Annotated in this window: 11 protein-coding genes; 4 read left to right on the top strand and 7 right to left on the bottom strand. The window is 42.3% G+C overall.

Annotated features, from left to right (window positions below; translation table 11 throughout):
- Positions 1 to 1,633: 1,633 nt before the first annotated feature.
- Both M0L20_RS29485 and M0L20_RS29490 read left to right on the top strand, forming a co-directional pair.
- Entirely contained in the window at positions 1,634 to 2,233 is a 600-nt protein-coding gene (locus M0L20_RS29485; protein ID WP_248480874.1) for a nucleotide-binding protein, read from the top strand.
- A gap of 101 nt (positions 2,234 to 2,334) precedes the next feature.
- The gene (locus M0L20_RS29490) at positions 2,335 to 2,619 is read left to right on the top strand and encodes a hypothetical protein (RefSeq protein WP_248480876.1); all 285 of its coding nucleotides are present in this window, start codon (positions 2,335 to 2,337) and stop codon (positions 2,617 to 2,619) included.
- Between the two features lie 617 nt (positions 2,620 to 3,236).
- On the opposite strand, the gene M0L20_RS29495 is transcribed toward M0L20_RS29490, so the two are convergent.
- Entirely contained in the window at positions 3,237 to 4,925 is a 1,689-nt protein-coding gene (locus tag M0L20_RS29495; RefSeq protein ID WP_248480878.1) for an RCC1 domain-containing protein, read from the bottom strand.
- 473 nt (positions 4,926 to 5,398) lie between these two features.
- Between M0L20_RS29495 and M0L20_RS29500 the strand changes: the two genes are divergently transcribed.
- On the top strand, positions 5,399 to 5,869 hold the full coding sequence (locus tag M0L20_RS29500; protein ID WP_248480880.1) for a LexA family protein: 471 nt from the start codon (positions 5,399 to 5,401) through the stop codon (positions 5,867 to 5,869).
- Positions 5,853 to 7,142, top strand: a complete 1,290-nt coding sequence (locus tag M0L20_RS29505) for a Y-family DNA polymerase (RefSeq protein ID WP_248480882.1) — start codon at positions 5,853 to 5,855, stop codon at positions 7,140 to 7,142. Before M0L20_RS29500 ends, M0L20_RS29505 begins: the two co-directional genes overlap by 17 nt.
- A 48-nt stretch (positions 7,143 to 7,190) precedes the next feature.
- Here M0L20_RS29505 and M0L20_RS29510 read toward each other — a convergent pair whose 3' ends face one another.
- The 6 genes from M0L20_RS29510 to M0L20_RS29535 all read right to left on the bottom strand — a co-directional run bounded on the left by M0L20_RS29510 (position 7,191) and on the right by M0L20_RS29535 (position 13,339).
- Positions 7,191 to 7,907, bottom strand: a complete 717-nt coding sequence (locus tag M0L20_RS29510) for a sigma-70 family RNA polymerase sigma factor (protein WP_248480884.1) — start codon at positions 7,905 to 7,907, stop codon at positions 7,191 to 7,193.
- A 712-nt stretch (positions 7,908 to 8,619) separates the two neighbouring features.
- Positions 8,620 to 9,087 carry a DUF6169 family protein gene (locus tag M0L20_RS29515; protein WP_248480886.1) on the bottom strand — a complete coding sequence of 156 codons (468 nt, stop codon included), beginning with the start codon at positions 9,085 to 9,087 and terminating at the stop codon, positions 8,620 to 8,622.
- 385 nt (positions 9,088 to 9,472) lie between these two features.
- Positions 9,473 to 10,492, bottom strand: a complete 1,020-nt coding sequence (locus M0L20_RS29520; protein ID WP_248480888.1) for a hypothetical protein — start codon at positions 10,490 to 10,492, stop codon at positions 9,473 to 9,475.
- A 755-nt stretch (positions 10,493 to 11,247) separates the two neighbouring features.
- A complete protein-coding gene (locus tag M0L20_RS29525) occupies positions 11,248 to 11,718 on the bottom strand; it encodes a hypothetical protein (protein ID WP_248480890.1) in 471 nt (156 codons plus the stop codon).
- 170 nt (positions 11,719 to 11,888) lie between these two features.
- On the bottom strand, positions 11,889 to 12,584 hold the full coding sequence (locus M0L20_RS29530) for a recombinase family protein (protein ID WP_248480892.1): 696 nt from the start codon (positions 12,582 to 12,584) through the stop codon (positions 11,889 to 11,891).
- A 5-nt stretch (positions 12,585 to 12,589) separates the two neighbouring features.
- On the bottom strand, positions 12,590 to 13,339 hold the full coding sequence (locus M0L20_RS29535) for a hypothetical protein (protein WP_248480894.1): 750 nt from the start codon (positions 13,337 to 13,339) through the stop codon (positions 12,590 to 12,592).
- Positions 13,340 to 13,358 lie beyond the last annotated feature (19 nt).

Consider the following 13,358-nt stretch of genomic DNA (forward strand, 5'->3'; position numbering starts at 1 on the left):
CCCCCCCCCTACCCAACTCACCCATTGACCAGCTTGGCACAAAGAGCAGGAGCAAGAGAAAATAAAGTCATCTCTAAATGATAGATTTCTGCATCTGGCAACTATTCCTTTATCGACCGTAGTAATTGCAGATAAGTCAAATATGTCTCCCCCTTTTTAAGCTCATACCAGCCGCGCTTACTAATTAGTTCCTGTCTGGAGAATACCTCCACAAACCCTTTTGTATTCTTGCTACCTTGGATGACTTTGTTTCGGCTGGGAATGTAGTGAAAAAAGATAGGCCGTTCTAAGGCTATCAGCAGTTGAGCGGCATTCAAGCAGGCGGCTACCCTAGCGTCATAGATAGCGTACTGATTACAGGCTACTAGGATAAAACCTTCGAATAGCTCGCAACGCCCTTTAAAGGGCGTTCCCCATTGGCATCTAGTGCCTGGTTCAGGTGTTCGGATAGCGTTGTGGGCTGATTAGCCCGTACTCCTCCCCAGCCGGATACGATCCAATGAGCTAGTCGAATCTTTTTAGTATAGTCTCCATTGACCTATATGCTGAAAAGTTGATGTTTGAGAGCAACACTATCTTCCAGGCCATCCGAGTTGGAATACCACTCAAAATCAGGGAGGCTTTGCTGGGCAGTAGCAATAAGAATTTGCCTACACTGTCCAGTTTGCTATGCGAGGCAGACGCTGATCCGTTGGACAGCAAACCTAAATTACACCATACGGGAGGCACTTGAAACTTTTAGAAGAATTCGCAAGTACGCCTGCTTAGTCGTACTTGCTCTACTATACAGTTCAGCATAAAGCCAACTACGACATCGTCTATATGAACACAGACGACGGTTTAAAGAAGTGATAGGCGATATGTATTATTACCATAGAAAGCCTAAGTATTTCCACTTAAAGAGATGTCTGTACCCTTAATATAGCTATAGTAATTAGGAATAGTTTGCAACTACTGCGCTTATGTATTAGCAAAGTTGCTTATTTTTGTATTGCCTAGTTGTAGGCGCAAGTTCTTTTAAATGAGAAGCAAACGAAGAAGGCGGAGCTATGTGCCCCGCCCCCTTAGAAGTCGACCTTCTAAGACGACTCCTGTGTTGAATCCATCCCCTCTCGACTGGCCAAAGTTAATCGGGTATGCGATTCAAGTGTTGATCGTTCTATTGAACTGGTGGTTAAACCATCATATCAAATAGAATAACCGGTGTAATAAGCCGTATTTGGGTTTTGCAAGCCCAATGCGGCTTTTTTTATTTGCAATACAAAAATACGTATAAATAAAAATATCTTTCCGATTATTTACAGAAATAATATCAATAGGAAAAACCGGCCAGATTCTCAGAATGACCAATTTCTGTAGAAGATTAGAAGATTTCGTTACTAATTGTTTAAAAACCAGAAAAGAAATTGGTACCGATTTTCGTACGCAAGATTTTCCAGACAAACTGAAAAGCCCTCCGCCGAGAATGGGTGAGGTTAACAAACTTACCTTTCCATTTAGGCTAGATTGCTCTTATGTTCTTTATTACTCAACTACCAGAATGTAAAGTTAGTGGTTATATATTTATATAATTGATAATTTATATAAATACTTTTTTATGTATGATCCATTCTTCAACCTTATACTTGCCCCTATGAAGGTAATCACCATTGCTCATCAGAAAGGCGGGGTAGGAAAGACTACACTGTCGATTAACTTGGCCTTTGCCTTTGCTGACTCAGCAAAAGTGGCCATCGTCGATGCAGACTTACAAGGTTCGGTCTCGGACTTGAACGAATACTTGACTGGCCTTGACGTAGTTCCGCTGGACAGTTTACTAAAGGGTAATCTCACAGGGTATGATCTAGTAATTGTTGATACACCTCCTTACCTCTCTAACCGGCTTAGCGAACTATTTGCGCTCTCAGATTTCGTGCTTGTGCCAACCAAAGCAGGTATACTGGATGCAATGGCCATTCGGGCTACGATCGCCCTGCTACGGCAAAGTATGGATCTCAAGCCAGCACTCAAGGCAGGCATCGTGCTTAATATGGTGTTGCCTCGTACCAGCATCACCGAGGAAGTAAAGGAAATACTCTCAGGGTACAGGATTCCAGTGCTTTCTTCAGCGATTAGCCAGCGAGTCAGCTACACCCGATCGCCAGTGACTCAGGGTGTTTTCGGGCTTGACGATTCACGAGCCAAAGAGGAGATCATTTCACTCGCGGGTGAAATACTAGACAGCCTGACTTAAAAGATTACTGGCCTCATTAAATCCTTTCCGTTGTCATTTTGTATTAGAAGGCATAGGGGAAGGGTCGAAGCGTTTCAACTACTTACGATCGAGCTAAAGCAATGAGTAAGCAATATAAAGATTCATTAAAAGGGCTAGGGGAACGCCTTAAATCAGAACCACCAAAAACACCCATTCAGGAGGTACGACCAGTAGAGTCTCAGCCAGCCCCCGCGCCGGTGAAAACGACTACACAAGGTCAGAAGAAAAAGGAATCACATGTAAACTTCTGGATGCCAGAAGAGCTGATGGAGCGGCTTAAGATTTATTCAGCTAAGTCGAAGAAATCAATCAAGCAGTTGGGCATAGAAGCAATAGAAGAGTTCTTAAATAAGAATGAGAAGTAACGTTCATCTTAGGGGCAAGCTGACATCAGATAAGAGGAGTTTAACAAACTATTACTATCAATTTAATCATTTATATATTTATATAGAGCTCTCTTATGCTTTGTCTCCGTCGAGCAGCTCATGCTTCATAACTCCTCAACTGCAGTACTCAATGTTTATTTTCGGCCGACGCGAGCGACGTCGGGGGCTGCTGACTTTAACCCCCGGGGTAGGCTTCGATTTTTTTGATCCCCCCGGTACCTAATCAATCTGCTTGGGGAAATTACTGAATCGCATTAATCAAGACTTCAACATACACAGAAATAAATTGTTATTGAGGTATCAATTTTGTCACCAGACGTGCTGAATATGGGTCCGTTTTATGTTGAAATATTGGTATGGTCTACTCACTGTATCCTAATGCGAGGTAAGCTGATCAGGCGAATCAGTGACCATAGGTCTCAAGATTGTGCATAGCTTTTATATTGATCCTGCGTAATAATTACTCGACTATGGGCTATATTCTCTTAAGTATGTTTGTATTCGATTTGCTACTTTCCCACAAACTAACGACCGCTCATAAGGGACAGTAAATAATTGTTAGTTTGCAGGAAAGGTAGCCTTAACGAATAACTCTCTTAGGGCAGAGTAACGCGTTGGGGACTTGTACTATAACCTGTTCTAAAACCATTTGCTAATTGACCATATGAGTTATATCCCATACTCCAGACACTATTGTCAGTTTTTATGAATAGAGTATGACCGCCACCAGCCGAGATAGCTTTGACATCGGTAGCAACTTTTACAGGAATGTAGTCATTTACCTGGATGTTTAGTTCACTTGCTTTTCTTCCTAATGAGCCAGCCGCCCAAAGCGTATTATCTGTCTTCAAAGCGATAGCATGAGATCCACCAGCCGCAACTGCCTTAACGTCCGCCATTACCTGAAAAAAGGGGAAAGGACCGTCTTTAGTAATTCCACTCATCAACTGTCCAAATGTATTATCACCAGCCGCCCAAAGGGTATTATCTGCTTTTAAAATGAGTATATGTTTGGAACCAGCCGCAAAAGCCTTCACGTTCGATGCAATCTGAACTGGCTTTGTTATTTGGGCGGGTAAATTAGCGTCTCCAAACTGAATCTTCTGATTGTCACCCATAGCCCAAAGTGTGTTGTCTGCCTTTAGAATAAGGCTGAAAGCAGTACCTGCAGCCACTGCCTGAACACCGTCCATAATCTTGATAGGCACAGATCGACTTGCGTACGTAGAACCATCCCCTAATTCTCCCTTGTCGTTAGAGCCGGCTACCCATAAACTATTATCCATTTTAATAATTAGACTATGATACCAGCCCGCCGCTACTGCCTTGACATCGGTCATTATTTTGAAAGGAACGCTCCTTTCTGTGTATAGATTAGTCGCACCATCACCTAATTGGCCCTTTTCGTTTGAACCTGTGCTCCATAAGCTGTTATCAGTTTTTATAAAAAGCGTATGAAGATAGCCAGACGAAACCGTTTTGATGTCATCCATGATTCGGGTTGGTGCTGTTCGGTAATTATATAATTGATTTTCATCACCTGAAGCCCTTACCCAACCAGCTACCCATAAGCTGTTGTCTGATTTTATAAAAAAACTACGTTCCCCTCCTGCTACGACTTCCTGAATAATCGATGCTACTGCGATTTTTTTTGTTACTCGTACTTCATAGCGCTGAATGCTACCATTTTCAGCTGTCACTGTATAGCTGACTGGATTAGTAAAGTTTTGCCGACTCTTTGACGCGGGAAAAACAACGGCTTTGGGAGAGATAGTAATGGTTGGCTCAAGCGAAGTTATATTGACAAAGCTTGGAACGGTAGCCTCTATTATTTGAGTAGCTTGGTTAATTGTAGCAGATACGACCGGGTTGAGGTCCTCAAACGTAAAGGCGGTGATCTGTTTATCTATTGCACTAGGCGCAGAAGCTATTGCCATCTTTACCGTGTACGCTTTCGTGCTGCCATCTTCAGCCGTCACCGTGTAGGTAACAGGATTGGTGAAATTCTGCTGGCTCCCCGAGGCTGGCTTGACTGTTGCCCCAGATGGTAACTCGAAACTCAGACTAATTGCCCGTACGTCTGTACCTGCCGGCACAGTCACTGTGTAGGTTGAAGTAGTCGCATCAAATACCGAGGAAACAATGGATATCCCGGAGATAGACGGCTTTGTAGGAGTGGTAACAGAACTTTTTGGAATGAGGGAATCTGATTTTTTTTGACACTGAATAAGTAGAAAGCCTAGAAGTAATAGGCTCCAAGAAAGACTTTGTAAAATAGTTTTCATTGTGGTGTTGATAGAATTGTTAGAGAAAGACTTGTAATAATGGATCAGTAATAAACTCAATCTTAGTTTAATACCTTATCATACGTGATCGTTTTGCAGGCAACAATATTTTAATATGTTCTATATATCAATCTGTATTTATTAACCGTAAGCATTGTATGAACCTGTATTTATTAATCGGCGGTTCTTCATGCGGTGATTATCACCAATCACATATTATACTGCTTGATAAAGAATAGCAACATTTTGAAACAGCATGCCCCTAAAGAAATAGTAGTACCCTGCAGTTGGCCTATCAGCAAAAAATTTGGGTGATGAATGCCTAAAACAGTTAAATGTTAACGCCTCAATTCGGTGAAATTTATTACAGCAAACGCTCATTTCTATTAAAAAAGAATCTTATCTTCCTAATATAATTGCAACATATATAACAAAACTATATTATAGCATCTTTATACGTTATGTAAGACGCTATGAGTGATTTATTAGACACCATCCCCATAGAAAATATTTTTCGGCTTGCGCCTGGACATAATGAGGCCATACCCTTGTTTATGTCTCCGGCTAAAGCTGGCTTTCCCTCGCCCGCTGAGCCGTTCATTGAACAGCGGCTTAACCTCCATGACCTCTGCGTACCCAGGCATGAAACGGCCTATTTTGTCAAAGCGTCAGGCGATAGTATGACCGGCGACTACATCTATCCCGGCTCTATCTTGGTTGTTGATTCGTCCGTTGACGTTGACAGCGGCAAAGTGATCGTTGCGGCCATTAATGGTGAATGGTGCGTTAAGCGCTTTGTTCGCGTCGATACGAACCTGGTTATGCTCGAATCCAGCAACGCAGCCTACGCGCCTATCTACGTGCACACAGGCGATCAGTTTGAAGTGCTTGGCGTAGTGACTTACATCGTTTCTAGACCGCCCCGCTATGTTCGCCCTAGTTGATGCCAATAATTTCTACTGCTCTGTCGAACGCAGTTTCGACCCCACCCTCACGGGCAAGCCACTGGTTGTGGTGGGTAATAATGACCGCTGTATCATTGCCCGCTCTGCCGAGGCTAAAGCCATTGAGGGGATTAAAATGGGGGTTCCGATCTACCAGGTGCAAGGCTTGATCGATAAGCACCAGATACAAGTTCGTTCGGCAAACTTCACTCTCTACGGCGATACCTCCTCGCGGCTAATGAGCTTACTGAATCAGTTTGTTGACGATGTAGAGGTATACAGTATCGACGAGGCTTTTTTACTGGTTGACGGTTACGAGGGGCTATACCCTAGCTACAGCGGTCTAGGCAAAGCAATTCGGGAAACTATACAGAAGTGGCTACGTTTGCCCGTGTGCGTTGGCTTTGGGGCCACAAAGACGCTGGCCAAAGTAGCTAACCGGCTAGCCAAGAAGAACCCTGAACTAGGCGGGGTCTGCGTACTCGATAGCGAAGAGGCTATAAGTAGCGCCCTGGCTACGTTTGACGTGTCAGACCTTTGGGGCGTGGGCTATAAGTCATCCAGGAAGCTACGTGCTATCGGCGTACAAACGGCCTTGCAACTACGATCCGTCAACGACGAGTGGATTAATCGGGTTATGACTGTAAACGGGCTCAGGCTAGCGTATGAGCTGCGGGGTATGCCCCGTAAGATACTCGAAGTAGACAGCCCGCCCAAGCAGTCGATTTGCTCCTGCCCTAGCTTTCGGGATGTTGTGCCGGATCAGAAGATTATTGCTGATGCCCTCAGCTCGCACCTGGCCCGGTGTTGCGAGAAACTACGCAAGCAGGACTCGCTTTGTGGTACAATCACAGTCTTTCTGCACACCAATAAATTCAGGCGGACCCCCGGCCGGACAGATCTGCCTTCGAAGCAATACTATGCTTCGCGCAGTATTGATCTGCCCCACCCCACCAGCACCACCGCCGAGATACTCAGGTACGCATTAGAAGCGCTCGATTCAATCTTTGCCTTTGGCTACACTTTCAAAAAGACTGGCGTTATCCTTTCCAACTTCGTACCTGCTGACTATCGCAGCAGGGGAATATTTACCGAGGGGCCTAACGAGCGGTTAATCAAGCTGGCAGGTGTTGTTGATAAACTCAACTACCGCTTTGGTCAGGATAAGTTGAGATTGGCTAGCCAAATGTTTAACCCTGATTGGCCAATGAAACGGGAATGGCTAAGTAAGCGCTATACAACGCGCTGGGATGAGATATTGGTAGTGAATTAATCAATAGTTAGTATAATTAAGTTACATTCATATTAGAGAAAAGTAGTACTATTTACCTTCCCTGAGTTTTATGGTTGATAATAACCGAGAGGCTAACCTTCGGCGGATTCTTAAAACAGTTTGTGGTGTTATATTCATTTCAAGGGCTATTTCATTAATGTTGAGTCTCTTCAGGTATAATTGAATGTATTTTTTTTCTTCTTCAGATAATTTATTAACAATAGCTGCCAACTCTATCTTATCTGCAACGCTACTAATGTAGAAGCCTTTAGGTGACTTACGTTCTTCTATCTGCTTCATTGTCTCCTTAAGTCTTTTTATATGTTGTCTATCTGCGTAATACTTAAAATGCATCTGAGCCATTGCAAGCATGTACTCACTTACATTAAAAGAGCTATTTGATGACAGCACAGCCTTAAAAGTGTCGTAAATTGAACGGTAAGCGAGTTCAGTTACATTAAGCGGATCAACACCTTTAGACATGAAAAAATATTGAAGAGGAACAAGAGCACTGAAGAATAGCCTTTGTTTTATAAAATGATTACCGCTTTTCATGAGCTGCGCAGCCCAAGCAGAAGAAATGTTCAATTCACGGAAGTAGTTTTCAGACGCTACTGCTGTTTGCTCTCCTTTAGGGTCAATTATAATATAACTCACAGTTTTTTCTTCTAAAACACTGTCCACTAAAGCAGATAACATCACCTGACCACCAATCCGATCCATTATAAGATCGAAAACATTCTCATTTTGGGAACGAGCTTTCATTACATGCCATAAGTTTCCCGCTGTTACATATAAAACATAACAGCCAAAAATTATAGCAACGAAGATTAAAACGTTTAGTCCTATCATCAGTCAATCCTTCCTGTAGCGCAGATTGATAGACCCTATGAATATCAATGAGATAACCGCAAAAAAGGCCATGTATCCCTTTATAACAGAAATGTCATAGATATTAGTTTTCTCTAAATCAGCAACATATGTGAAGCCAAGAAAGGCAGATAAAAAAACGATTAACCCTAATGAGATTCGCCTATATTCAATTTTAGTTTTCTCCTCAATATTATCCCATTTTTCGAGGTCGTTAAGATTTGTAATGTTAAGAACTAGGCCGAAAGTGACCATATCAATAGCGTTTATGATATAAGTAGAGTCTAAATCTTTCCTTATAACATAGAAAGAAAACCTTATAATGAACGGTAGAGCGCCCATGAATACTGTGTAGAACAGCCACTTACTAAAACTCACTGTTAGTAATTTATCAAGGTGTGAAAGGCGGCGAAGTTAATAAATTGCCCTCATTATTAGCTTGATATGCAGTGTTAAGGCGTATTTTATTTGATGCAGAAAAGATACAACTCGCGAACAAGCGTATGAACATACTGAGCAAATGCACATTCGCGTTCATCGGCTCAGTATGCGTAAGTATTCAGTTTTTGGTCGTTTTTGAAACTGGCGAGGCTAAACAGGCAGCGGGCTATTTGTTGATATACACCCGTTCGAACTCTTCTTTGATTTGTTCAGAGTGTGGGTGATCCGCTAAGAAAATGGTGTATGCGTAGAAACTTGTTTGGGGATTTGAGCGCTTGATACGCGTGTAACCCCCGCCGTATTGACTGAACCATTTCCCGAACAAGATACTTCTATGCCGCTCGCGTCCGTCCTTGGTGCTACACGTAAACGACAAAACGACGTCGGGGCGGGAGTCGAAGATAAGAACGAGTGCATAAATTACAGTACACTCAATACGAGGGTCGCTTTCTTTGGAGGGTTCGGCATTATTGGCCGGATAGAAAGAGAACGAAAATATTGACTCAGCAAACTCTAAGTCTGGGAAATAGTCAGCATCGGGGCGGGTTAATATCCGATACTCAATACCCGCGTCAGTAGTGAATAAAAAACCATCCTCGTCACTTATGAGAGGGTATGGTAAATAATTTGACAAATTTGACTCCTTCGGGCTTTTTTGTCTTATCGCCTGATCGAACATACTCTTCTACCTTTTTTTCATCCTGCGCCATTGCCTCGGCAATATCGCTAGGGTTTTTCTTAATAACAGTTTCCATCTATAATATCAGTAACATAACATAACAGTTCAACAGCACACAATCCTGTTCAGTCAAACGTGCATTTCTGCGTTCATTCGATTGTTCATTTTTGTATTCATGTAAAGAACGCGAAATGTGCTAGAAAAAGTGCAAAAGAATCTGCAAAATAATTTGCAAAAGAATAAAAGGGGTAGTTACGCAAGCTGGCTTAATTCGTGTACCTACATGTAATTGCCCCGCTGGGTAACTATGCCTGTATAGAATTATATACTTTTGTTAAAACTATTCTGCTTTTCGGTAAACTATTTTCCATCCTTTTGCTCCCCACTCATGTAAAGTTTGATGATATACGGTGTTAGGATCTACATCTGCATATCCTTCTATATAACGCTTTTCTAGTCCTTTATCGGTAACTACATCAATTCTATAATACATTCTGCCAGTTTTATTTCCAGCATTTGAAATATATAAATCTATCATGTTCTCTCGTTTATTAGCAAGATTTAAATTCATCTTTGCTAGAGCAGGTGGAGAGTTGGGCTTGGGATAGTTTGCAATGACAGGTTTAGGTTTTTGTGGCATATCGCATCCACACATAGACCGATCGTTGTTACTTAAATTAGCCTTAAGCGCCAAAATTCTAACGTCATTTAGATAAAAATAAGAGGCATTCTCTCGATCACCGTGCCCAGTAAATAGAAGCTGATATCCCCCAAACTTTGGATTGTTTGAATTGTCGTCTTCAAGCCAATACGCTGGTGTGATTGCAAGTTTACCATGCCTCCTCTGCCGTTGCTTATATAATATTTTACACACCTGCCATCCACTTGGGAGTTTTAGGTTGACAGTTAAATTACAATCATCGTCATTGCCTCCATCGCCTGCACTTGCGCACCCAATCCGTTGCGGCTGACCAAGAGTTCCTGTATAATAGAAAAAGCCCATCCGAGGCTCAAAACTAAATATCCAACCTGGCGTGCCACTACATCTCAACTCAAATAGTTGTTCAAGGTAAGAATTGAACGTGTCAGGAATATCTTGTTCCTTTTGCATTCTCCTCCCCTCCCACTGATAGCGAATATCAAGAAGTGTAAGTGAGTCAAGATTTTTTATTAATATTCTTCGTCCAGAGTCAGTTTCACAAAGCTTTTTTACTGTTAACTCAGTAGGTAAAATATTTGTATAAATTGCTTCAATAGGCGGTAGCTTATGGCTTGGAAGAGTGTCATTTGGAATTTGAGCATTTGAAATGCTTAAAGACAGGTATAGCAATGCGAAACATATTACATATAGTATTTTCATATATAATTTGCGTTTTTGATCAAATAATATAAAAGTTCTCTATAAAAATGGAAAAGACTTCGACTTTTACTTTAAAAAACGGGCAGAAGGTAATTGGCTCTCTCATAGTAAGTGAAGAGATACAAAAATTACGGTCTTTTATTGAATCTGAGGGAAGATCAATTGATAACTGTGAATGCGGCGATGAGTTATGCATAGATGGTTACGTGTTTAGATGTGCCTTATCCGACGATAATACTTGTAAATGGTACAGTACTGATGTCCATTGTCATTAAATACATTCTGAAATAGCCAAAACTAGTTAATTTACTTCATGGCGGAGGTCGGTTCAGAAGAGCGAGAAAGCCTGCCGTTGGGGAGTGAACAATGTATTCTTCTCTTGGATGTAAGCACGGCTACTCAGCGCCAACAAATCAAGCTGGTTCGGCCCTAATCAATTTGTGAATAGATAAAAGCAAAGCCCGGATCATAACTGATCCGGGCTTTCATATATTCGGCAACGTGGAAAGTGGAAATTTCTAAAACGCTAAAGGGCGGGGGCAAAAGAGGAAAGCCCCCCTAAAAATAGGGGGTATTTTTAGCCAATTACCTAGCAATCAACAAATTTGTAACAAAAAGGGGTGCAATTTTTCTAAAAGTCTGATAATCAGTTACATTGAAAGGATACAGGGAAAGTATAGCCCCTTGTACCTTTTTGTGGGTACAACGTCTAATCCGTTACACATTCTAGTCAGCAATCAGTACAGAAGGCTACACTAGGGGCTATGGTTTGCTCTTTGCAATGCCTTTACTTGCGCATTCAAGCTACGGACCTCAGACTGCAACGTTTTTACATCATTCTCGCTAGGGGCTAGTATAAACGTAAGTGCGGCAGCCAAAGCAGCCACTACAGCAGCTATAGCGGAACTGGACTCAAAAACCATTTTCAATCTCTTTTGCCGTTGTTCTCGCTGCTCTTTTTGCTCTATAGCGGCATATCCTCCATTCACAAAAAAGACATGACCAGCGGGGGTTATACTTGTTCGCTCAAAGTCAATTAACTGATCGTTGTTTGTTTCATATTCAACGAAACCAGACGAAGTAAGCTCAATAAGGTGCACGTAAAACAGATCGACAAAATGCTTATCTGGGCTGTCTTTTTGATGTAAATTAAAGTCGGTTAGATCAACCTCGCGTTTGTCCTTTAGCCAGGACAAAACCTCGTCTTTCTCCGTTGCTAAGCTCATGTTGTTTTAGTGGATAGTGTGTGTTGTGTTAGTTCTTAATAGCTCAATCCCCCGATTAGTGAAATATTTATTACTAAATGTCCGGGGCTTACCTGCATGGGGAGTTTTCGCATTCAGATACGACAATAAGCCGTAGGTGAAATCTCAAAAAAGAACTTTGTCCGGCAAAGTTAGACATTTGTCTTAGTCCGTTTCAGCAATCGCATTACCTGCGTAGCCTGGAACTGAAAACCCATTGAGGTACGGAACCCTGCGCTGTTTAACTCTTCAGCAATCTGTGTGTAGTTCTTCCCGCCCTTGTGCATCATTTGAGCCATTGAGGAGGCCCGCCGGTTGTTTTCATTCGCTGCCGCCCGCTTTACGTTGCCCGCTACCCCTTTGGATTGAGCCTCAGCGGTCAAGTTCTCCGGTTTGCCTAGCGTTGCGCCCTGGCTTATTTTAGCCTGCAAAGCGGCCTTTGTGCGCGAGCTGATCAATTCGCGCTCATGTTGTGCCAGCGTCGCAAAGATCCCGATAGTTAGCGTATTAGCGTCCGGCATATCAACGCACTGGAAGTTTACGCCGGAGTCCTTTAGCGCAAAGATGAAAGCAGCATTGCGGCTTAAACGGTCTAGTTTGGCGATCACTAAAACCGCCCCCTCTTTCTTTGCCCGGTCAATGGCCGCTGCCAGTTGAACGCGCTGGTTATTCTTGCCGGATTCAACCTCAGTGTACTCGGCAACTATAACCCCTTTCACGAAACCGGCTACGGCGGTTTGCTGAGCCATGAGGCCCAAACCGGACCCGCCTTGCTCTTTTGTAGATACCCGGTAGTAAGCTACGTACTTGACCGGACCATTTATTAATTGAATTGATTTTTTAGCCATGCTTGCTAATTCACTAGATAGTGTGCGTATCCTCGTTGAATAACAAATTTCTTAGTTCTTCTCTCATCTTTTGTCCAGTACAATGACCCAGGTTGTACATATACTAGATTTAATAAATCCACCCAATCATTAGGCTTGATAACCATGGAAGGGTGAATTGACAATTGTCTAGACCATTCGTCAAAAGCAACGAGGAACAGATCGAAGGCCTGCCAATCTATAACAAGGCCGCCCATGTAGTTAGTAATAACTTCCTTGGAGAGTTCTAAATGGTAATCTTTAGCCGCCTTGTCATTCATTAAGCGTTTGTGTTGACCTCGCCCTACTCGTTGTAGTTGCTCCCGGACGGAGTTTGCTGAATTAATTAAATGATTGTTCTTTCTAATTAAATCTTCCTCATAGTTTTCAAGGAGTTTCTTTATGCCATGTGGATCGGGTAGCTTTTCTAAATTGAATATCGCTGTTAATACATCACTTAGAATATCCCATTCGTCAGCATCATGAGTCGAACTCGAAATAGCTCTAATATGATCCACAGGTGTAGTCGTAATTATAGGCGCTTTGACATAAGCTGATACAGCTTGCTTAATATGATCGTAATTTTTGACAAGATGAAAGCTTGTGCATAGCTCGTAACCAGTCAAGAAAGTCCCAACTAAATACTTATCTGCAAGCGAAGACTCAGGGATTTGCCCACTTGCTATGTAATACCATATGTTGGTGTCGCAGATTATCGGAACCTGATTTTGCTCCATTTAATACCATATTTTACAC

This window comes from Spirosoma liriopis (assembly GCF_023196085.1).
Taxonomy (GTDB): domain Bacteria; phylum Bacteroidota; class Bacteroidia; order Cytophagales; family Spirosomataceae; genus Spirosoma; species Spirosoma oryzicola.